We start from the raw sequence: 19,190 nt of genomic DNA on the forward strand, positions 1-19,190 counted from the left end.
TTCCCAAGCGCCTAATGCTCAGAAAGTATAGCGACCCTTTTCATATTCCCGTTTTCATCAATCATAACGATTTTAGTACGGTTCAATTCAACTTCAGTGATTTCTTGTCTTTTACGTTCGTCACGATAAGCGGTCTCAAGTCGACTCGCAGGTTTTGGCGTTTGCTCGCTTTCTTCTTGATGAACAATGATATCAGACGTTCGCATCTTGTTGCGCAAATGGTTAATCAGAATGTACAAATCATATATCGATCATTGCTTGCTAACAATCACCTGACAAACGGTTGCCTATAAAAGCGTCAACATACTGGAATGATTGATCTAAAGGCTGTTATCAACCTGCATGTTGTGATTTAATCATGAGTAGTTAAGTGAAAAAAATTAGGAAAGGAACCTATGAGTGGTGTATTTGAGATCGTAGCTCAGGCTCGTCGTAAAAATAAACTCAAGCGTGAGCTGATCGATAACGAGAAAAAAGTCCGTGATAACCGCAAACGTGTTGACCTTCTTGAAAACCTGCTTGATTACATCAAGCCAGAAATGACGCACGACGAAATCGTTGGCATCGTTAAAAACATGAAGGCAGATTACGAAGATCGTGTTGATGACCACATCATCAAGAGCGCTGAGATTTCAAAAGAACGTCGTGAAATCAGCCGTCGCATCCGCGAACTGACTGAAGCAGACAAGCAAGTTCTACAAGGCAAACGTAAGTAGTCTTAGTTCAACTGATAATTAATAAAACCTGCACTCACCGTGCAGGTTTTTTCTTTTTTAAACCAGTCTGTTGGTTTTCGGAGATTCAACATTTTTAGTTATTACAATTCAGTTAATAGCGTTAAACGTTTGCGTAATCGCTAACCTTCTCCGTTAGAATATTTGGGGCTTTTATCACAGTTTTGCCCCTGATATATTTCACCACAGATAATCATTTAGACCATTCGAGGCACGGAGCTTCCTCATTAATCTCAAGAAGAGAAGAAATGGTACCGATAAACCATCGGCAAACTTTTAGAGGGTCAAATTATGGATATGGTTGAAATTTTAGGCTACGCAGCTTCTATCATGGTGGCTATTTCTCTAACCATGAAAGACATTGTTAAGCTACGTGTTCTTAACTTTATTGGCTGTGCACTATTTACTGCATATGGCCTAATGATTGATGCATGGCCAGTTGTAGTAACTAACGGCTTCATTGCATGCGTGAACGTATACTTCCTAGCAAAAATGCAAAGTGAAAAAAAAAGTAGTGAAGTGAAAAACGCCGCTTAAAACAGTTTTAAAACCAAAAGCCCCGGATAAACATCCGGGGCTTTTGGTATTTAGGGAATATGGATTGGTTTAACTGACGTATCCGATCAGTTATCTGCAACAATCAGTAGCAGCTCGACTCGGCGGTTGCACGCTTTACCCATTGACGTTACGTTAGAACATGCTGGAACGTACTCACCGTAACCACGGGTAAAAATCGACTGTTTTGCCACTCGATTTCTCACCAATTGCTGCTTAACTGCGTTGGCACGTCTTTCAGATAGGCCATCATTAAACTTAGCCGTGCCAGTACTATCCGAATGACCATCAATCACGATATCGATACCTTGCTGCATCGCCAAGTAGCTACCAAGCATATTTAGCCAATAAGCGGAATCGGCTTTTACTTGGGAAGAGCCAGTGTTGAAGTTGACGGTATCTTTTAGCTTAATCATCATGTGGTTACCCGGTAACAATTCGTACGCGACACCACTTCTTGATAAAAACTGCTGCAAGTCGTCGTATTCATTAGCTGCCACCGGCATTGAACGCGAAGCAGGTTGAATACCTGTTACCATTTTTTGTGGTGCGTAACCCCATTCTGGGTATCGAAGCTCAGCATCAGACTTAGGCGCTGTTTCCAGTAAGTCTTCTGTCATATTTGATACGTTCCGTGCCATATCTGCGCAGCCAGATAGCAATACGAGCAGAGGTAAAGCTAAGTATTTCATCTCTCCACCATGAGGTTAATTTCGATACTCTTTCTATATCGGCCAGAATTCAAAATCTTTAGTGATATTTTAGTCGCCGTCTTCAACTTCTCCCACTCTCTCTGATTGAAACAATTTGCTAAGCATTTGACGGTATTTCCTATTTCGTTCTGATGGTCGAAAGAGTAAAATTCGTCTAACTTTTTACGCGTAATTATTCACTTAATGACGCTAACAACGAGAACAAACTATGAAAAAGCTAATTTCTCTTTTCGCTATTTCGCTGGCTGCGTTATTAGTAGGCTGTTCAGACAGCAACGTGCCTCAAGAAGGACAACAGTTTCAGCAATTACCTGTCAACCTATCTACTTACCGCCTTCCTCAAGTCACTGAAGTTTTTTCTTTAAACTGTGGTCACTGCCGTAAGATGGAAGAAGTTATCCCACAGCTTGAACAATTGACGGACCAGTCAATCGGTAAAGTGCATGTGACTTTCAATGAAAGCGCACAAGTCGGTGCAATGATCTACTACACTGCCGAAATGCAGTTAGGTGGTAAACCTGATCACGACATGATGACTGAGCTATTTGCGGCTGTTCAGTTGGGTGACGGCTCAACGCTGACAGAAAAGAAAGAAGCGATCGATCAAGTGTTCCATTCACGTAACCTGATTAGCCCATACGAGCTAAATGAAGAACAACAAACGCAACTGTTTAAAGCGATGCACTTAGCGGATGAAATTACGCAAAAAGGCGAGATCAACGGTGTACCAACATTTATCGTAAACGGTAAATACATGGTTATCACTTCAGGTCACCAAGATGAGCAAGGCATTGCGAACACCATCAATTACCTAATCAACCAAAACAAATAACCGGACTCTACCAATGTCGAAGATTATTTTTCCCCTCGTTATCGTTATCCTTGCAGGCTTTATGATTTACCGTACTTGGACCAACCATAAAGCAAGTGAAGAGAATTTTGCTGTTGGTCAGGCATTCTTGTTAGAGAACGCGAAGAAAGAAGGCGTTGTGACAACAGAGAGCGGCTTGCAATACGAAGTGATCACCAAAGGCGAAGGTACTGAGCACCCAACGGCGACCAGCACTGTGAATGTTCATTATCACGGTACGTTAATCGACGGCACTGTTTTCGATAGCTCTGTCGATCGTGGTGAACCAATCAGCTTCAAACTGAACCAAGTAATCAAAGGTTGGCAAGAAGGTCTGACTTACATGTCTCCAGGCGACAAGTTCCGTTTGTTTATCCCTAGCACGCTTGCATACGGGAAAAACGGCACTGGCCCTATTCCGCCAGCAGCAACTTTGATTTTTGAAGTAGAATTACTCAAAATTAAATAAGCGAATCAAAAAAAGCCAATCACTCGTGATTGGCTTTTTACTATGTGAACGATCAACCTATTAAGCGTCGCTTACACAGTACTTGCCTAGCTTAGTGTTGATGAAATCAACGTCTGCAGTATGGAATTCATCCAGAGGTAGCTCGTCTGGTTTTAGCCATTTAAACGCTTGACGTCTTTCTGAATCAACGACTTTTGGTTTCACTTGCTCACACGCTCTAAAGACAGTGTAGTAAATACGACCACCAAAATCGTTAATCCCCGCAAACGTCGCTACGTGGTTTAGACCTTCCAAATGAGTTTCTTCATAGAGTTTACGAACCGAAGCGTCAGTGCCTGTTTCGTTCTCTAGCACTTCACCACCAGGGAATTCAACAACCATTCCCTTAACAGCTTTCTGCCTTTCTTGTACTAACACTTTCCCATTTCTGACAACAACGGCCATAGATAAGTGTTTCATTCCATACTCCTTTCATTTTGTGCGATCTCATATCAGACAGCCTCATTGAGATAGAGACTTCCATGATTCACGCTCGATTACGGGAGCATGATATATCAATGCTCACATAGATGCTTATGGGCTAACTCACATTTATGATTTTGAGGCACAAAAAAACCGGTACCCTTTCAGGTACCGGTTTAACAAACGAAGCGAATCTTATTTATGTTTGTCTTGAACGTACTTGCGAGCAACATCGACAACCGCGATATCTTTAAAGAAGCTACGTCCTAGCAATAATGGGAAAGTAAGATGAGTACGATCCGTTAGTGTGAATTCAGTCTTAGATTCCAAGTCACCGATTTGGATCCAAGCTTCAACGACAGCACGGCGCTGAGTACCTTCTGAGCTTGATTGACGGATGTCAACCCAACGCGCAACAGGCAACGCCAGTTCCTTGCTTTTAATTCCGTCATGTTCAATCTTGAACTTAACCCAGTCTTTGCCATCACGCTCAAAAGGAATAACATCTACCGCGCTAATAGAAGACGTTGTTGCACCGGTATCAATACGAGTATTGAAGTTGTCATCAAGACCTTTGACATAAACCCACTCTCGTTCACCAAGAATGAGCTTGCCATCACTGGTCTTCTGCGCTTTTAGCACAACTTCTGGTTGCTCGGTTTTCTCAGTAGGTTTTTCTACTGGCTTTTGTTCAGCCGCAGAACATGCCATCAAGCTGCCACCTAGAAATAATACGACTAAAGCTTTCCAAGATTGATTCATCTAACCACCTAGTATTTTGACGAGAGATACACAAAACAAATCAGGCCCGTATTAACGAGCCTGATTTCATAATTTAGCACACTTTTATAATCGCTTCAGCTACATACGGAATATCTTTTTCCGTTAAGCCTGCGATGTTAATGCGCCCGTCGCCAACACCATAAATCCCGAACTGCTCTCGCAGTTGCACCATTTGATCTTGGCTGAAACCGAGTACCGTAAACATACCCTTATGGCTCTCAATGAAATCAAATTGTGACGTATTGTGTGAGTTTCTCAATTCATCGCACAATGTTTTACGCAGGTTTAACAAACGCTGCTGCATTTCACTCAACTCTTGCTTCCAAACCGTGGTTAGCTCTTGATTTTGAAGAATTGTTTTGACTAATGCAGCACCGTGATCAGGCGGCATAGTGTAAGTTGCACGCGCAAGAGTTAGCAATTTGCCTTTCGCATTGGTCACGTCTTGAACTGACTTACCCACCACAATCGCTGCACCAGTGCGCTCACGGTACAGGCCAAAGTTCTTGGAACATGAGGTTGTAATTAGCATTTCTTCGACGTTATCTGCCATGTAACGCAGGCCTTTTGCGTCTTCTTCAAGGCCGTCACCAAAACCTTGGTAGGCGATATCAACAAATGGGATAAATCCATTCTTTTGTGATAACTCAGTAATCACTTTCCACGCGTCAAAGTCAATGTCAGCACCCGTCGGGTTATGACAACAACCGTGCAGCAACACCACGTCATCAGGACCAGCATGAGACAAATCAGCCAGCATACGCGCGCTATCCACTTGTTTAGTTTGTGGACTGAAGTAGTTGTAGTGCTTGACCTTAAGGCCCGCCGCTTCCATCACTGGGCGGTGGTTAACGTAGCTTGGGTTCGAAATCCAAACCGTCGTATTCGGATTCGCGACTTTCATTAAATCGCCCAGCATGCGGAGTGCACCACTCGCACCTGGAGTTTGGATCGCGGCAACACGGTCCATCGCTGACGTACCTGTAAGTAACAAGTCAACCATGCTCTGATTGAACTCTTCACATCCAGCCAAGCCAACATAAGATTTGGTTTTTTGCGTTTCTACAACGATATCTTGCGCTTTAGAAATAGCCTGCATGATTGGCGTTTCGCCGTGGCTATTTTTGTAAACGCCAATACCCAAATCCACTTTTTCAGGACGCGGGTCATTGCGGTACGCAACAGAGAGAGAAAGAATAGGATCCAGTGTAGGAGTCGGTAAATTAGAAAACATGAAAGTCACAACCCTTTGAAATTCAAGCGATGGCTACACGTTATCATCTAATTAACACAACTAGAAATAAAATTTTATCCAGTTCAATAAAAACAGAATATCAGCCTGAATTATTTAACAAGTTATTAACTTTTAGTCGTGCTGCAGAATATTTCTCTACCCTTCCCCTCGCTTTCAGCGCTAGAGTTTAAAGCAGTGAATAATTTGATTTGAGCTGCCTCGCCATTCAAGGTTGAGATCCTTTTTGTCTTGCTCGAATTTGCCGTCAATCAAAACATCAATATACTCTGTGACTTCACGCTGTTTTTCATCCAGCTCATCCAATCTATAGCCAGTCCAGACCCAAATATCCTTTCCCGGACATTCGCTGCGTACACGCTTAACTAACTTTAAAATATCGGCAACATTGGCGGGATGAAGCGGATCGCCTCCAGACAAAGAAAGGCCACGACGTTGAATTCGTTCATCGTTTAAATCAGCGATGATTCGATCTTCCGCTTCCTGCGTGAATAACACGCCAGAGTCCAAGCGCTGAGTAGATTGGTTGTAACAGCCGCGGCATTGGTGAACACAGCCCGAAACAAACAAAGTACAACGTGTTCCCGGGCCATTAACGACGTCAACTGGATAGTATTGATGAAAATTCATAGCGGCGCTTAGCAAGAAAAGCCCACATTAGGGCTTGAATAAATCTCGGTCGATGCTTAATGCTCATGAAGCATCGACCGCAGTAATAAAGGTGCTTTGCAGGCACTTACGTTTGGCCACAAAACACACTGTGACTAAAGGTGTTTAACTCGGCGTTTCACTTCTTCTTGTTTACCGAAGTTAAATGGACGAGCATCCGGACTACCTAAGTAACCACATACACGACGTGTCACGGATACTTTTGTTGAATCGTGATTGCCGCAGCTTGGGCAAGTAAAGCCTTTGCTAGTACATTCAAATTCACCCATGTAACCACACTCGTAACACTCATCGATTGGTGTGTTAGTACCGTAGTAAGGAACGCGTGAGTAGCTGTAATCCCAGACATTTTCTAGCGCTTCGATGTTGCGCTGCATATTCGGGAATTCACCGTAACAGATAAAGCCACCACTAGAGATGTGCGGGTATGGCATCTCAAAGTCGATCTTATCGTATGGGTTTACTTTCTTTTCTACATCCAAGTGGAAACTGTTGGTGTAGTAACCTTTTTCGGTCACGCCCTCTAACACACCAAACTCTTTAGTATCGATGCGGCAGAAACGACTGCATAAGTTCTCACTAGGCGTACCATACAAGCTGTATCCATAACCTGACTCTTCCGCCCATTTATTTACCGCATCTTTTAGGTACTTGATGATTGCAACCGCTTTTTCGCGCAGTTCACCATCATCGTAAACGTGCTTGTCTGCACCAAACAGTGCATTAATCGTTTCGTGTACACCGATGTAACCAAGTGAAATTGATGAACGGCCATTTTTAAAGATATTTGCAATTGGCTCGTCTGCTTTCAGACGAACACCGCATGCACCTTCCATGTATAGGATTGGTGCAACACGCGCTTTAACATTTTCCAGACGAGAAATACGCGTTTCGAGCGCACGACGAGCAAGCTCTAGTTTTTCATCTAATAGCGCGTAAAACTTCGCTTCATCGCCTTTAGCGCGAATCGCGATACGCGGCAAGTTAAGGCTCACAACGCCGAGGTTGTTACGGCCTTCGTGGATAAGCTCACCGTTTTCTTCGTAAGTACCTAAGAAGCTACGGCAGCCCATCGGTGTTTTGAATGAGCCAGTCACTTCAACTACTTTGTCGTAGTTAAGGATATCTGGGTACATACGTTTAGACGCACACTCAAGCGCAAGTTGCTTGATGTCGTAGTTTGGGTCACCCGCTTTGTGGTTCAAACCATCCTTAATACCGAACACCAATTTCGGGAATACAGCAGTTTTGCGGTTTTTACCTAAACCCGCAATGCGGTTCTTAAGAATCGATGTTTGGATAAGACGTGACGCCCAACTGGTGCCTAAGCCGAAGCCGAAGGTGACAAATGGCGTCTGTCCATTCGCAGTGTGAAGCGTGTTGACTTCGTACTCTAGAGATTGGAAAGCGTCGTAACACTCTTTCTCAGTACGTGCGCGCGCGAACGATTCTGGGTCATGAATATCCCACTCTTTGGCAATGTCCAGATGCTTCTCGTAACTGCTCATTACGTAAGGTTCCAGCACTTCGTCAATGCGGTTGATGGTTGTACCACCGTAAATATGACTCGCCACCTGAGCAATGATTTGAGCGGTAACCGCAGTCGCGGTCGAAATCGATTTTGGCGTATCGATTTCAGCGTTACCCATTTTAAAGCCGTGAGTCAGCATGCCTTTTAGATCAATCAGCATGCAGTTAAACATAGGGAAGAAAGGTGCGTAATCCAAGTCGTGGTAGTGAATATCCCCTTGCTCATGTGCTTGCACGATGTCGCGTGGAAGAATGTGCGTTTTTGCATAGTGCTTAGCCACAATACCCGCTAACAAATCACGTTGAGTCGGAATCACTTTACCGTCTTTGTTTGCGTTTTCGTTGATAAGATCTACGTTGCTTTCTTCAATCAGACCTTCGATTTCACGTGTTAGTACACTTTGCTTTTCACGTGCTATATCGCGGTCATGGCGATATTCGATGTACGAACGCGCAAGCGACTTGTACGGTCCTTGCATCAATTCGTTTTCAACTAAGGTTTGGATTTCCGTGATATGAACTTCATCGTGATCTTTCAATTGCAGTTCAACGGCCAGAGCAACATTAAGTGCATAAATTGCGATCTCTTTGTCGACATGCTCTGCTGCTGCTTCAACTGCCGCTTGAATGCGATCCCTGCTAAACGGGGCTCTTGAGCCATCACGTTTGATTACGATTGGTTTCACCTTCTCTCCTTACCCTTAGCATACTCACAGAGTTATCCACAAAGACACTACATAGGGTTGTTTATTGTATTTTTGACACTATATGTTGTGGCGTATTTAACGAGATGCACAGATGAAAAGTATTGATATTGATCAATAAAAGCAGCCCATCGATTAAGATCAAATCGAAGTTAGTGGCATCGATCTCGTTTGAAAAGAAATCCGTGAAATTTGTAATTTTGGACTTTTTCCTCTTGAAATTTTTGCAGGTCTTATAGGATAAAGGGTCTGTGTAGACAAAGGAGCATGTCGAAATGTCAGTGGCTAAAATTTGTTCGCTTGTGGTGAGTATTTTGATGCTGTGGATTATTTATCCGATCAGCGTAATGGCAACCACATTTACCTCATGGAATATTGAATGGTTGAGCTCGTCGCCTTCCGCTAAATTTTCTGAGTCGCATCGAAGTGCGGCCGATGTTCGAAAGCTCAACCAACACTTCATTAAAACGCAAAGTGATGTCCTTGCATTCCAAGAGGTGAATGATCCACAAATCATTGGCAATGTTGTCGGCTCAGATTACCAGCTGTTTTTCTCTGATCGCAGCAAGCGCTCAAACCGCCATCTTCAGTTTGATGACATCAACCAATACACTGGCTTTGCGGTCAAAAAAGATATTCCGACTTCTGATCCGGTTGACTTGCCACTTGATACTCAATCAGGGAGCAAGCTTAGATTCGCGACATATATCGTCCTTTACCCTGATTCAGAGCAACCGATCCATGCTCTCTCTGTTCATTTGAAAGCGCGTTGTGCTGGCACGTACAGGAACAATCGACACTGTAAGACGCTTCAATCTCAAGGCGGCGAGCTGAATGAATGGATAAAGGAACGAGAACGTCAAAACCAAGCGTATGTCATCTTAGGTGACTTTAACCACAACCTCGGTTACTCAGGCGATTGGTTATGGCAAACCATAACAAAGAGCACTAACGCGTCACTTGCAACTCAGCGTACACCTGCAGATTGCAAAGTTCGCTCGCGTAAGCAGCCTAACAAAACCCATCAATTTCGTTCGTTAATCGACCATATTATCGTTGGCGATAAGTTGACGGCTTCAAACGTTCGTCAAGTTACCTATGATTCAAATCAGGTGCTCTCATATCATTTAAGTGATCACTGCCCAATTCAAGCTAGCGTAAAATAAACAAAGCCCCGTTTAATTCGGGGCTTCATTTTATCAGCGGTTAACTTTATTGAGTGGACGATTGAAAGCGTGATTTCATCACCACGTAATAGAGCACTGGAATGACTAACAACGTTAAGACAGTCGAAACGAATATACCGAAGATCAAGCTGATCGCGAGCCCATTGAAGATTGGGTCATCGAGAATGAACACCGCACCAATCATCGCCGCAAGGGCTGTCAACATAATAGGCTTAGCACGGACAGTAGCCGATTGAATCACCGCTTCGGCAAACTCAACCCCTTCACCGACCTGTTGGTTGATAAAATCCACCAGCAAAATGGAGTTACGCACAATTATGCCCGCGAGCGCTATCATGCCTATCATAGATGTCGCAGTGAATTGCGCGCCAAGCAGTGCATGCCCTGGCATTACCCCAATAATCGTCAAAGGGATTGGAGCCATGATGATAAGTGGTACGAGATAAGACTTAAACTGCGCGACTACCAATAGGTAAATCAAGACCATACCAACAGCATAGGCGATGCCCATATCGCGAAATGTCTCGTATGTAATCGTCCATTCCCCATCCCAAAGAACAGAGACACCTTCCAGTCCGTCGGGTTGATTGATGTAGTTCTGCTCAAGGTTCATCTGCGAGTCTAGTGCACTACCGATACTAAACATCCCATACAGTGGGCTATCAAGCGAGCCAGAAATATCACCCACAACCATCACCATTGGCACCATATTCTTATGGACAATATAGTCATCCATACGCGTCTGACGCACCTCAACCAAATCCGATAATGGGTGGGCATTTCCAGCCTGACTCGCGACTTTCATATTCAAGACCTGCTCTAAACGTACTTTCGCCGTTTCACTCGCCTGAATTTGAATTGGGACCGGATACTTGTGGTGTTCTCCGTGTAAATAGGTAATTGGCTTACCACCGACAGCAGTCGCTAATGCATCAACAATCGACGCGTAAGGGACTTGGTAATGCGCCGCTTTACTTCTATCAATCACCACTTGCCATTTTTGATGTGCTTCCGGTAGATACATATCCACATCGACGATATCGTCAGTCGCACGAAATATCTCACGCACTTGTCTCGCAGCTTGTTGGCGAAGCTCTGGTGTCGGTGCATAGACTTCCGCCAGAATCGGCGACCATACTGGTGGACCCGGTGGCACCTCGACCACTTTAACTTTGCCGCCAAAACGCTCTGCGACTTGGTTTAAAGCTGGCCTGATTACGGATGCTATCTCGTGGCTATCTCGGTCGCGCTCTTTACGACCAACCAGATTAACCTGTATATCGCCTTGATTCGATTGACGACGCATAAAGTAATGACGAACCAATCCGTTAAAGTTGATCGGTGCAGCTGTACCAGCGTAAATCTGGTATCCCGTTACTTCGGGGACTTTATCGAGCTCTTCACCCATTTCAAACAGGACACGTTGCGTGCGCTCCAATGATGCGCCCTCCGGCATATCCAGTACGACTTGGAATTCAGATTTGTTGTCGAATGGTAGCATCTTAAGCACCACCGCCTGAAATACCGGCAACATCACTGAACCAGCAATTAACGCCAATATTGCCAGCAACAACATAAATCGATTTCGACCTTGTGCTTTAGCAGTCACAAACGGTGCCATAATTTTATGGAAGATGGAGCGTGTGGCCGAACCCTCTTTATGCACCGTAGGTTTGAGGAAATGACGCGCCAACCAAGGTGACACCACAAACGCGACCACCAGCGAAATCAACATCCCCATTGAAGCATTAATTGGAATCGGGCTCATGTATGGCCCCATCAAACCACTCACAAACGCCATAGGTAACAACGCGGCGATAACTGTTAACGTTGCAAGTATGGTTGGCCCACCGACTTCATCAACGGCCACAGGAATAAGCTCGTTAAGCGTTTGCTTACCCTTTGACATATGGCGATGAATGTTTTCAACCACAACGATGGCATCATCGACCAAAATACCAATAGAGAATATCAGCGCGAATAACGACACCCGGTTAAGGGTGAATCCCCACGCCCAAGAGGCAAATAGCGTGATCATTAGCGTCACTACAATCGCAAAACCCACCACCAATGCTTCGCGCCAGCCCATCGTGAGTAGCACTAGAAGCACAACGGCCGTTGTTGCAAAGGCAAGTTTACCGATCAAGGTATTGCTTTTATCGGCGGCAGTTTTACCGTAATCACGTGTGATTTCAACATCTATGCCCTGCGGTATTAACTGGTTTTCGAGTTCAGCGAGACGGCTTTCTATTGCGTTAGCAACGTTCACCGCATTCTCACCACTTTTCTTAGCTATTGCGATGGTAACCGCTGGATAGATGCCGGACTTGTCACTGGTCCATACATTTTGCGATGGCGTGTCGATTCCCAGCTGTATCTCAGCGATATCCTCAAGGTAGACAGCGGTGTTGTTGTGCAAGCCCACCACCAACTGTTTCACTTCCTCGACTCGGGTTAAGAACTGTCCAACCTGAACCGGAAACTCTTGGTTATCGTGTGTTATACGCGACATCGGTGAGCTAGTATTCGCCGCTGGAAGATGTTGGTTTAATTGGTCAAGCGTAATGCCGAAAGCGTTCATTTTTGCGGGGTCCAGACGCACATCCACAATCGTATTGTGTCCACCAACGGTATAGATATCACGAGTGCCTTTGATGCGTTTTAGCTCGGTTTCCAAGCCATGCGCCACCTGAGTAAGTTGTTGCTGGTCAACGTTACCCGAGCGATCGGACAACGTAATGCTGACAATCGGAACATCCTCGATGCCTTTCGGTTTAATAATCGGTTCACCGACCCCGACGCCTTGCGGCATCCAATCTTTGTTCGAGTAAAGTTTATTGTAAATACGCACCACGGCGTCGTTACGGCTCACACCGACTTCAAAGATCGCAACGATCATCGCTCCGTCTGGTTGGGAGAACGAATAGAGCTTATCGAGGCCTTGAATCTCTGAAATCACTTGTTCTGCAGGCGTGGTCACAAGGCTTTCGACTTCCGCTGGAGAAGCACCTGGATATGGGATGTAAACATCAGCAAAGGTTACGTCGATCTGCGGTTCTTCCTCTTTAGGAGTGATAATCACCGCAAACAGCCCCATTAGCAGTCCAACAAGTGCAAGTAATGGAGTCATGGCTGAATTCTGAAAGGCCGCCGCTATGCGACCCGAGATACCGAGTCGATTGTCCATAATTACTTCCCTTCTATCGCTAAAGCAACGCTGGAAATTACATCCCCTTCTTCTAACCCTGAGAGGACTTCAACGTAATCGCCATACTCCTGACCTAAACGCACTGGATTTAATACACGCTTACCGCCATTCACGCGATACACCGAAGTCAGTTCCGCGCGGCGTACCACTGATGATTTAGGGACCAACAAGGTATTTTTCTCACCGTAACGAAACTCAGTCTTAACCCACATTCCCGGCACGAGGGATTCAAGGTTGTCAGGGAGTTGTAAGCGCATTTTGAAAGTATGAGATTGTGGATCAGCGTAGCTGAATAGGCTGAAATCGGTCGGCGCGATTCGCTTCCCTTGCGCTGCAACGACATCGAACTGAGCGACGTTTTCGACATCACTTTGGTAACGCTGAGGGATTTCAGTTTCCACACGCAACTGATTGAGTGAAAAACCACTCAATAGCGGTGTACCGGGAGCAACAGTTTCACCCAATTCAACATGGCGCTCAGTGACGACACCATCATAGGGCGCAGTGACACTTGTATAACCCAGCGATTCTTTGGCCTGCGTCACATTGGCTTGTGCAGATTTAACCGCAGCGGCAGCACTTCGTGCACGAGCTTCGGCACTGTCCATTTGGTCGCGTGATATTGCACCTTTTGGGAAAAGTTGGCGATAACGCGCAACTTGTGCCTGAGCCTCGCGATTTTGTGCATTGGCACTGGCTAATTGAGCTTGCGCTGCGTCCAAAGAAGCGGATTGCTGAACGGCGCTAATTTCTAAAAGTACAGCACCTTGCTTGACGTAGTCGTTGACATCAACGTGCAACCCCACCACTCTGCCAGAAGTTTGAGCTGCGACCGTTCCTTGATTAACAGCCTGCACAACGCCATCAAGATGGACAATCTGTGGAAGTGGTTCAATTTTAACCGTATATTGCCCACTGTTTTGTTGCGCCATCACATGGCCAGATACAGCCAATGCGACAGCAATACTCCAAGTAATCAATTTCATTGCACCACTCCCTTGTGCAGACATATTCCACTTATAGCGACTGGCTACTATGCGGTTTGAGTCTGTGATTCACGATTGTTTTTCATGCCGATCAACAGGTTTGTCCCTCCTAGACCAACCATCATGCTGGCAAAGAAGATCCAAACGCCCGGATTACCGAGTGCCAAACTTGACAATGCTGGCCCAGGACACACGCCTGCAATACCCCAGCCCAGACCAAAAATAGCTGCACCGCTCACTAAACGAGAGTCGATGGTTTTGCTCTTTGCTAAACAAAACTCTTCTGCAACTAACGGCTTTTGCTTAGGTTTAATGAGTAGAAAGTAACTTGGCATAAACACCATCAACGCTCCGCCCATCACAAACGCTAAACTCGGGTCCCACGCACCGGCTACATCCAAGAATCCAATCACTTTCGCTGGATCAGCCATACCTGAAATGATCATGCCTAAGCCAAATAAAAAACCAGCCACCAAAGACGTAAAACGAAACACTAACTTATTCATTTTTATACCTACTAGGAGTTAAATCAGATGAAGACGAACAAAGACCGTTACCGCTGCAACAAACATGAATACGAAAGTTGCAACCATTGAGCGTTTGGACAGACGTCCGATGCCACATATTCCATGTCCGCTAGTACAACCGTTACCTAGTCTTGTACCAATCCCCACCAATAAACCCGCTAGTGCCAATATAAGCGTACTGCTTGAATACACCGTCGGTACTTCGCTGGCGAATACCAATACTCCGATAACACCGCCTGATACCATTCCCAAGGCAAACAACAAACGCCACGCAAAATCTTTTGATTTAGGCGTGAGCAGCCCCGTCATAATGCCGCTAATACCAGCGACTTTTCCATTTAGCAGCAACATAATCGTTGCTGAGATTCCTAATAAAATGCCTCCTGCAAGAGATTCCCAAGGAATACTGAAAGCCATATCTACCTCTTAATACTTCAAACTACGCGCCACAGAATGTGGACTGCAAACTATGGATCAGTTGAGTGACTCGCGGGTCATTCAACGAATAAAAAACTTGCTGAGACTCTTTACGTGCTTTAATTAGCCCGTGCTTGCGCATAACCGTTAAATGCTGGGAGAATGCTGATTGACTCAACGATGAGCCATTTTGCAACGCACCTACTCCAACTTCGCCTTCCGTCAACTGACAAAGCACCATCAACCGTTCAGGGTGGGCCATGACTTTCAATAGTTCAGCGGTTTCTACAGCTTTCTTTTGCATCTCTGCCATATTCACAGCGACATCAACCATGACTCACCTCAACTTGCACATTTATATTAGATGATACTAAACAATATCAATTAGTCAATTCTAATTTAGATATTTTAAATTTAGATAAATTAACATTAGACTTTTCTAATTTAAAATCCTATAGTGATTGATACCAAGGGAAACGGATTCGTAAGGAGAACGATTATGACTCTTGAAAATGCAGTACGAGTGGTTGCAGGAAGCATGGTGTTGCTTTCTGTTGTGTTAACCGTCACTGTAAACAGTGGCTTTATATGGTTAACCGTATTTATCGGGGCAAACTTAATCCAAAGTGCTTTTACCGGCATTTGTCCTGCGGCGTTTTTCCTTAAAAAATTAGGCTTTCATTAACGGAGTTCCAAATGACTAAGATTCTTATTGTTGGTGGTGTTGCAGGTGGTGCTTCTGCTGCTGCTCGTGCGCGTCGTTTAAGTGAAGATGCAGAGATCATCATGTTCGAGCGAGGCCCTTTTGTTTCGTTAGAAAAGTAAATAATAAACCACTCTTTTCACAGAGAGTGGTTTATTAAGTACTTTCGATTAAATTTGGAGTTAGGTAATGACAAAGATTCTTATTGTTGGGGGCGTTGCTGGTGGAGCATCAGCCGCAGCACGCGCTCGTCGCTTGAGTGAAGATGCAGAAATCATCATGTTCGAAAGAGGCAGTTTCGTCTCGTTCGCTAATTGCGGCTTGCCATACCACATAGGTGGCGATATTAAGGATAGAAGTAAGCTCCTCTTGCAAACTCCAGAAAGCTTCTTAGCTCGATTTAACGTTGATGTACGTGTTATGAACGAAGTCATATCTATTGACCGACACAACAAGCAGGTTGCTGTTAAGAACCTATTGGATGATAGCGAGTATACCGAAAGCTACGACTTCTTGCTCCTTAGTCCAGGCGCAGGCCCTATCGTACCTCCAATTCCTGGTATCGATAACCCGCTGACACACTCGCTACGTAACATCCCAGATATGGATCGCATCATTCAAACGATCCAAATGAACAAACCCGAGCACGCAACGGTTGTCGGTGGTGGTTTTATTGGCCTAGAAATGATGGAAGCCTTCCATCAGTTGGGAATTAAAACCACGCTGATTGAGATGGCGGATCAGATTATGACACCTGTCGACCGTGAAATGGCGGGCTTCGCTCACGCTGAAATTCGTCAAAAAGGCATTGATTTGAAGTTGGGCGTAGCGCTTCAAGCTGTCGAGTACATTCCCAATGATCATATTGCCAGCATTGGCTCTGGTGAAGATACCGAGCACCAGCATATTGAAGGTGAGCTCAACCTAACTCTCAACAATGGTGAGTCGTTAACCACTGATATCTTAATCATGGCTATCGGTGTGCGCCCTGAGACTAAGTTGGCAAAAGAAGCTGGACTTCAAATTGGTGAGCTAGGTGGTATTTACACCAATGAAATGATGCAGACTAGCGATTCTAGCATCTACGCTGTGGGTGATGCAGTCGAAGAAAAAGACTTTGTCACAGGTGCACAAACTCTGGTACCGCTTGCTGGCCCTGCTAACCGTCAAGGTCGTATGGCTGCCGACAACATGCTAGGACGCAGTGAAACCTATCAAGGTACACAAGGCACGGCTATCTGTAAGATTTTTGACCTCGCCGTTGCCTCAACAGGCAAAAACGAAAAACAGTTGAAGCGTGAAGGCGTGGACTATGAAAAAGTCTATGTACACACTGCCAGCCACGCTAGCTACTACCCAGGCGCTGAGATTGTATCGTTCAAGATGTTGTTCGATCCAAAAACAGGCAAGATCTTTGGGGCGCAAGCAGTGGGCAAAGATGGTGTCGATAAACGAATTGATGTAATGGCGGTTGCCCAGCGAGCAGGCATGACTGTCGAGCAGCTTCAACACTTAGAGCTCACTTACGCGCCGCCGTATGGCAGTGCTAAAGATGTGATCAACCAAGCAGCCTTTGTGGCCAACAACATCATTAAGGGTGACGCTACTCCGATTCACTTCGATGAAATGGATTCACTGACAGACGAGCAAGTCTTGCTCGATGTACGTAACCCTGGCGAACTTGAAAATGTTGGCTTTATCAAAGATGCGATCAACATTCCTGTAGACCAATTGCGTCACCGTATGGACGAACTACCAAAAGACAAGGAGATCGTTATCTATTGTCAAGTAGGGTTACGTGGTAACGTTGCATACCGTCAGCTAGTTAATAACGGCTTCAAAGCTCGTAACCTGATTGGCGGGGATCGAACTTATAAATTTGCGAAAGCATAACAGCTACACTGAGCTTTTGTTTTGGAGCACTCTAAGTGCTCTTTTTTTTATGAAGCAAAGAAATAGGTAATGCTACTTTTTTCGCTGAACAAGCTTTACAACATTCCTTTTTATCCAGCGTTGCTGAAGAGGAAACAGGTTTCTCTTTACTAAACTGCTTTACTGCCAAATTAACAGCTTTTGCAAACTATTCAGCTAACTCAGAAGTATAAACTTTCCTAGCTCTGCGCTGTTTTACCTTACCTGCCATACTCTCTCCACTTAACATACGACCTCGACTCGACGAAGTCGGCCAACATACTGGCATAATCAACCTTAAGCATAATGGTATTTCTGCTCCTACTCAATTAATTTGTTTCGAGTCGTTAATTATTAACTTAATTAATCCTAGACCAAAAAATCACCAGACTATACCTCTGAAAGGTAATAAGTTGACTAACTATATTTTTCTATCATACAGGAAGTAAGCCACTTTAATATATCCCATTGTAAGTACTTTATCTTTTAGCAACCTACCAATACATAATTTACTTCATATGACAAAAAAAGATTATTTTCCCAAAGACTCAAACCATACTCAATATTAAACTTCATGTCAGTTGAATAAATCGCATACAGTGGATTAAAATAAAACATAGGAACACTATGTTTATTTACGCCCATGAATAATGGGAATGCACTCCGTGAGTGTGAGCATAAGAATATTCACAGTGGTTCTACTAAATTAAAAAACACGGAAACAAGCCAGTACTAATTATTTCTCGTTCCTCGAATTAATTAGCAGCTTGTCCTGCGGAGCTTCCTCGCTAGCGCTGCGGTGCTCGAACCTTACGGTTCTGCGCTCGTCGCTCCGCTCCTAGTACCACTAATAAAAATAATAAAGGTAACCAGTATGAGTATTTTTGATCTAAGTATCAGAGAAAGACTAGAAAAAATGAGCAAAGCTGAACTTATTGAACAACGTCAGCTTGTGTTCGAAGCACGGGGCGTGTATCGCCATCTACGAGACTCTGAAGAAAAGCTTCAAGCCTTAGAGTTTATTGAACAATACCTCAATAAACCTAACCGTGGTAGGCCACGAAAACCAGCAGAATCCAAATGCAGTGAACAAGTCAAAATAAATATAACTCCGCAAGAAAAAACTGAACTCGAATTCCGCCAAACGAGGCTAGGATACAAACACCTGTCCACCTACATGCGCGATATCACTCTTAACCTTATGCCAGATCTGCAAGTTAGTTCGATTGAAAGGCCCGAATTTGATGAAGAATTTCTGGAATCAATATATGAAGACATCCAGTTCTCAAGCGTTCAACTGATGCATGCCTTGCAAGAAAATGTGTTAGATAAAGAAACAGTAAACCTCATCATCGAATACCTATCACTGATTCAACAAAAACTTGCTGAGCGAGAACAACAAGAGCTGGGTGAATACAACTCTGATTTCGCTTTGATGCTCGCTAATAGGCACTTGACCCAAGAGCAGCTTCAAAAACTCGCTGACTTTAAAGAGCTGCGTGAAGAAGCAACTTACATGTAAACCTGTGG

The 19,190-nt window shown here is 44.5% G+C and carries 21 protein-coding genes; 9 read left to right on the forward strand and 12 right to left on the reverse strand.

The features are described from left to right. Nucleotides 1–11 precede the first annotated feature (11 nt). The gene (locus tag HCZ42_RS03200) at nucleotides 12–206 is read right to left on the reverse strand and encodes a hypothetical protein (RefSeq protein ID WP_167419318.1); all 195 of its coding nucleotides are present in this window, start codon (nucleotides 204–206) and stop codon (nucleotides 12–14) included. Between the two features lie 189 nt (nucleotides 207–395). Between HCZ42_RS03200 and HCZ42_RS03205 the strand changes: the two genes are divergently transcribed. Together HCZ42_RS03205 and HCZ42_RS03210 are read left to right on the forward strand one after the other, a co-directional pair. Continuing rightward, the gene (locus HCZ42_RS03205) at nucleotides 396–716 is read left to right on the forward strand and encodes a DUF496 family protein (protein WP_053407724.1); all 321 of its coding nucleotides are present in this window, start codon (nucleotides 396–398) and stop codon (nucleotides 714–716) included. 309 nt (nucleotides 717–1,025) lie between these two features. Next, nucleotides 1,026–1,271 (forward strand): YgjV family protein, encoded by a 246-nt coding sequence (locus tag HCZ42_RS03210; protein ID WP_053407725.1) that lies wholly within the window; start codon nucleotides 1,026–1,028, stop codon nucleotides 1,269–1,271. An 86-nt stretch (nucleotides 1,272–1,357) separates the two neighbouring features. Here HCZ42_RS03210 and HCZ42_RS03215 read toward each other — a convergent pair whose 3' ends face one another. Continuing rightward, the gene (locus tag HCZ42_RS03215; RefSeq protein ID WP_167419319.1) at nucleotides 1,358–1,981 is read right to left on the reverse strand and encodes an OmpA family protein; all 624 of its coding nucleotides are present in this window, start codon (nucleotides 1,979–1,981) and stop codon (nucleotides 1,358–1,360) included. 229 nt (nucleotides 1,982–2,210) lie between these two features. Between HCZ42_RS03215 and HCZ42_RS03220 the strand changes: the two genes are divergently transcribed. Beyond that, complete coding sequence (locus tag HCZ42_RS03220; protein WP_167419320.1) at nucleotides 2,211–2,834, forward strand: thiol:disulfide interchange protein DsbA/DsbL; 624 nt, start codon at nucleotides 2,211–2,213, stop codon at nucleotides 2,832–2,834. A gap of 13 nt (nucleotides 2,835–2,847) precedes the next feature. Next, nucleotides 2,848–3,321 carry an FKBP-type peptidyl-prolyl cis-trans isomerase gene (locus tag HCZ42_RS03225; protein WP_167419321.1) on the forward strand — a complete coding sequence of 158 codons (474 nt, stop codon included), beginning with the start codon at nucleotides 2,848–2,850 and terminating at the stop codon, nucleotides 3,319–3,321. A gap of 60 nt (nucleotides 3,322–3,381) precedes the next feature. Here HCZ42_RS03225 and HCZ42_RS03230 read toward each other — a convergent pair whose 3' ends face one another. From HCZ42_RS03230 to nrdD, 5 genes are all read right to left on the reverse strand, one after another. After that, nucleotides 3,382–3,780, reverse strand: coding sequence for an NUDIX hydrolase (locus HCZ42_RS03230; RefSeq protein WP_167419322.1), 399 nt, complete (start codon nucleotides 3,778–3,780; stop codon nucleotides 3,382–3,384). Nucleotides 3,781–3,978: 198 nt separating this feature from the next. Continuing rightward, on the reverse strand, nucleotides 3,979–4,545 hold the full coding sequence (locus HCZ42_RS03235; RefSeq protein WP_167419323.1) for an ATP-dependent zinc protease family protein: 567 nt from the start codon (nucleotides 4,543–4,545) through the stop codon (nucleotides 3,979–3,981). A gap of 73 nt (nucleotides 4,546–4,618) precedes the next feature. Then, nucleotides 4,619–5,800 carry an amino acid aminotransferase gene (locus HCZ42_RS03240; protein WP_167419324.1) on the reverse strand — a complete coding sequence of 394 codons (1,182 nt, stop codon included), beginning with the start codon at nucleotides 5,798–5,800 and terminating at the stop codon, nucleotides 4,619–4,621. 180 nt (nucleotides 5,801–5,980) lie between these two features. Next, nucleotides 5,981–6,448, reverse strand: a complete 468-nt coding sequence (nrdG, locus tag HCZ42_RS03245) for an anaerobic ribonucleoside-triphosphate reductase-activating protein (protein ID WP_167419325.1) — start codon at nucleotides 6,446–6,448, stop codon at nucleotides 5,981–5,983. 134 nt (nucleotides 6,449–6,582) lie between these two features. After that, nucleotides 6,583–8,703, reverse strand: coding sequence for an anaerobic ribonucleoside-triphosphate reductase (nrdD, locus tag HCZ42_RS03250; RefSeq protein WP_167419326.1), 2,121 nt, complete (start codon nucleotides 8,701–8,703; stop codon nucleotides 6,583–6,585). Between the two features lie 293 nt (nucleotides 8,704–8,996). On the opposite strand from nrdD, the gene HCZ42_RS03255 reads away from it, so the two are divergent. Continuing rightward, a complete protein-coding gene (locus tag HCZ42_RS03255) occupies nucleotides 8,997–9,887 on the forward strand; it encodes an endonuclease/exonuclease/phosphatase family protein (protein WP_167419327.1) in 891 nt (296 codons plus the stop codon). A 46-nt stretch (nucleotides 9,888–9,933) separates the two neighbouring features. Here HCZ42_RS03255 and HCZ42_RS03260 read toward each other — a convergent pair whose 3' ends face one another. From HCZ42_RS03260 to HCZ42_RS03280, 5 genes are read right to left on the reverse strand one after another with little or no spacing between them, the layout of a single operon-like run. Beyond that, on the reverse strand, nucleotides 9,934–13,095 hold the full coding sequence (locus HCZ42_RS03260; RefSeq protein WP_167419328.1) for an efflux RND transporter permease subunit: 3,162 nt from the start codon (nucleotides 13,093–13,095) through the stop codon (nucleotides 9,934–9,936). Nucleotides 13,096–13,097: 2 nt separating this feature from the next. Next, a complete protein-coding gene (locus HCZ42_RS03265; RefSeq protein ID WP_167419329.1) occupies nucleotides 13,098–14,102 on the reverse strand; it encodes an efflux RND transporter periplasmic adaptor subunit in 1,005 nt (334 codons plus the stop codon). A 47-nt stretch (nucleotides 14,103–14,149) separates the two neighbouring features. Further along, the gene (locus tag HCZ42_RS03270) at nucleotides 14,150–14,608 is read right to left on the reverse strand and encodes a YeeE/YedE family protein (protein WP_167419330.1); all 459 of its coding nucleotides are present in this window, start codon (nucleotides 14,606–14,608) and stop codon (nucleotides 14,150–14,152) included. 18 nt (nucleotides 14,609–14,626) lie between these two features. Next, nucleotides 14,627–15,046 carry a YeeE/YedE family protein gene (locus HCZ42_RS03275; protein ID WP_167419331.1) on the reverse strand — a complete coding sequence of 140 codons (420 nt, stop codon included), beginning with the start codon at nucleotides 15,044–15,046 and terminating at the stop codon, nucleotides 14,627–14,629. Nucleotides 15,047–15,068: 22 nt separating this feature from the next. After that, nucleotides 15,069–15,380: an ArsR/SmtB family transcription factor gene (locus HCZ42_RS03280; protein WP_167419332.1), complete on the reverse strand. Its 312-nt coding sequence runs from the start codon at nucleotides 15,378–15,380 to the stop codon at nucleotides 15,069–15,071. 165 nt (nucleotides 15,381–15,545) lie between these two features. Here HCZ42_RS03280 and HCZ42_RS03285 point away from each other — a divergent pair, with 165 nt between their 5' ends. The 4 genes from HCZ42_RS03285 to HCZ42_RS03300 all read left to right on the forward strand — a co-directional run bounded on the left by HCZ42_RS03285 (nucleotide 15,546) and on the right by HCZ42_RS03300 (nucleotide 19,182). Next, nucleotides 15,546–15,731: a YgaP family membrane protein gene (locus HCZ42_RS03285; RefSeq protein ID WP_167419333.1), complete on the forward strand. Its 186-nt coding sequence runs from the start codon at nucleotides 15,546–15,548 to the stop codon at nucleotides 15,729–15,731. A gap of 11 nt (nucleotides 15,732–15,742) precedes the next feature. Then, a complete protein-coding gene (locus HCZ42_RS03290) occupies nucleotides 15,743–15,871 on the forward strand; it encodes a hypothetical protein (protein WP_025587119.1) in 129 nt (42 codons plus the stop codon). Nucleotides 15,872–15,938: 67 nt separating this feature from the next. Beyond that, a complete protein-coding gene (locus tag HCZ42_RS03295; protein ID WP_167419334.1) occupies nucleotides 15,939–17,642 on the forward strand; it encodes an FAD-dependent oxidoreductase in 1,704 nt (567 codons plus the stop codon). Between the two features lie 892 nt (nucleotides 17,643–18,534). Continuing rightward, nucleotides 18,535–19,182, forward strand: coding sequence for a hypothetical protein (locus tag HCZ42_RS03300; RefSeq protein ID WP_167419335.1), 648 nt, complete (start codon nucleotides 18,535–18,537; stop codon nucleotides 19,180–19,182). Nucleotides 19,183–19,190: the final 8 nt, after the last annotated feature.

The organism is Vibrio hepatarius (assembly GCF_011806575.1).
In the GTDB taxonomy this organism is placed as follows: Bacteria; Pseudomonadota; Gammaproteobacteria; order Enterobacterales; family Vibrionaceae; genus Vibrio; species Vibrio hepatarius_A.

What these genes read in the sequence shown, in the direction of transcription:
- HCZ42_RS03200 (WP_167419318.1), bottom strand. Translation starts at nt 206, where the DNA reads ATGCGAACGTCTGATATCATTGTTCATCAAGAAGAAAGCGAGCAAACG.
- HCZ42_RS03205 (WP_053407724.1), top strand. Translation starts at nt 396, where the DNA reads ATGAGTGGTGTATTTGAGATCGTAGCTCAGGCTCGTCGTAAAAATAAA.
- HCZ42_RS03210 (WP_053407725.1), top strand. Translation starts at nt 1,026, where the DNA reads ATGGATATGGTTGAAATTTTAGGCTACGCAGCTTCTATCATGGTGGCT.
- HCZ42_RS03215 (WP_167419319.1), bottom strand. Translation starts at nt 1,981, where the DNA reads ATGAAATACTTAGCTTTACCTCTGCTCGTATTGCTATCTGGCTGCGCA.
- HCZ42_RS03220 (WP_167419320.1), top strand. Translation starts at nt 2,211, where the DNA reads ATGAAAAAGCTAATTTCTCTTTTCGCTATTTCGCTGGCTGCGTTATTA.
- HCZ42_RS03225 (WP_167419321.1), top strand. Translation starts at nt 2,848, where the DNA reads ATGTCGAAGATTATTTTTCCCCTCGTTATCGTTATCCTTGCAGGCTTT.
- HCZ42_RS03230 (WP_167419322.1), bottom strand. Translation starts at nt 3,780, where the DNA reads ATGAAACACTTATCTATGGCCGTTGTTGTCAGAAATGGGAAAGTGTTA.
- HCZ42_RS03235 (WP_167419323.1), bottom strand. Translation starts at nt 4,545, where the DNA reads ATGAATCAATCTTGGAAAGCTTTAGTCGTATTATTTCTAGGTGGCAGC.
- HCZ42_RS03240 (WP_167419324.1), bottom strand. Translation starts at nt 5,800, where the DNA reads ATGTTTTCTAATTTACCGACTCCTACACTGGATCCTATTCTTTCTCTC.
- nrdG (WP_167419325.1), bottom strand. Translation starts at nt 6,448, where the DNA reads ATGAATTTTCATCAATACTATCCAGTTGACGTCGTTAATGGCCCGGGA.
- HCZ42_RS03255 (WP_167419327.1), top strand. Translation starts at nt 8,997, where the DNA reads ATGTCAGTGGCTAAAATTTGTTCGCTTGTGGTGAGTATTTTGATGCTG.
- HCZ42_RS03260 (WP_167419328.1), bottom strand. Translation starts at nt 13,095, where the DNA reads ATGGACAATCGACTCGGTATCTCGGGTCGCATAGCGGCGGCCTTTCAG.
- HCZ42_RS03265 (WP_167419329.1), bottom strand. Translation starts at nt 14,102, where the DNA reads ATGAAATTGATTACTTGGAGTATTGCTGTCGCATTGGCTGTATCTGGC.
- HCZ42_RS03270 (WP_167419330.1), bottom strand. Translation starts at nt 14,608, where the DNA reads ATGAATAAGTTAGTGTTTCGTTTTACGTCTTTGGTGGCTGGTTTTTTA.
- HCZ42_RS03275 (WP_167419331.1), bottom strand. Translation starts at nt 15,046, where the DNA reads ATGGCTTTCAGTATTCCTTGGGAATCTCTTGCAGGAGGCATTTTATTA.
- HCZ42_RS03280 (WP_167419332.1), bottom strand. Translation starts at nt 15,380, where the DNA reads ATGGTTGATGTCGCTGTGAATATGGCAGAGATGCAAAAGAAAGCTGTA.
- HCZ42_RS03285 (WP_167419333.1), top strand. Translation starts at nt 15,546, where the DNA reads ATGACTCTTGAAAATGCAGTACGAGTGGTTGCAGGAAGCATGGTGTTG.
- HCZ42_RS03290 (WP_025587119.1), top strand. Translation starts at nt 15,743, where the DNA reads ATGACTAAGATTCTTATTGTTGGTGGTGTTGCAGGTGGTGCTTCTGCT.
- HCZ42_RS03295 (WP_167419334.1), top strand. Translation starts at nt 15,939, where the DNA reads ATGACAAAGATTCTTATTGTTGGGGGCGTTGCTGGTGGAGCATCAGCC.
- HCZ42_RS03300 (WP_167419335.1), top strand. Translation starts at nt 18,535, where the DNA reads ATGAGTATTTTTGATCTAAGTATCAGAGAAAGACTAGAAAAAATGAGC.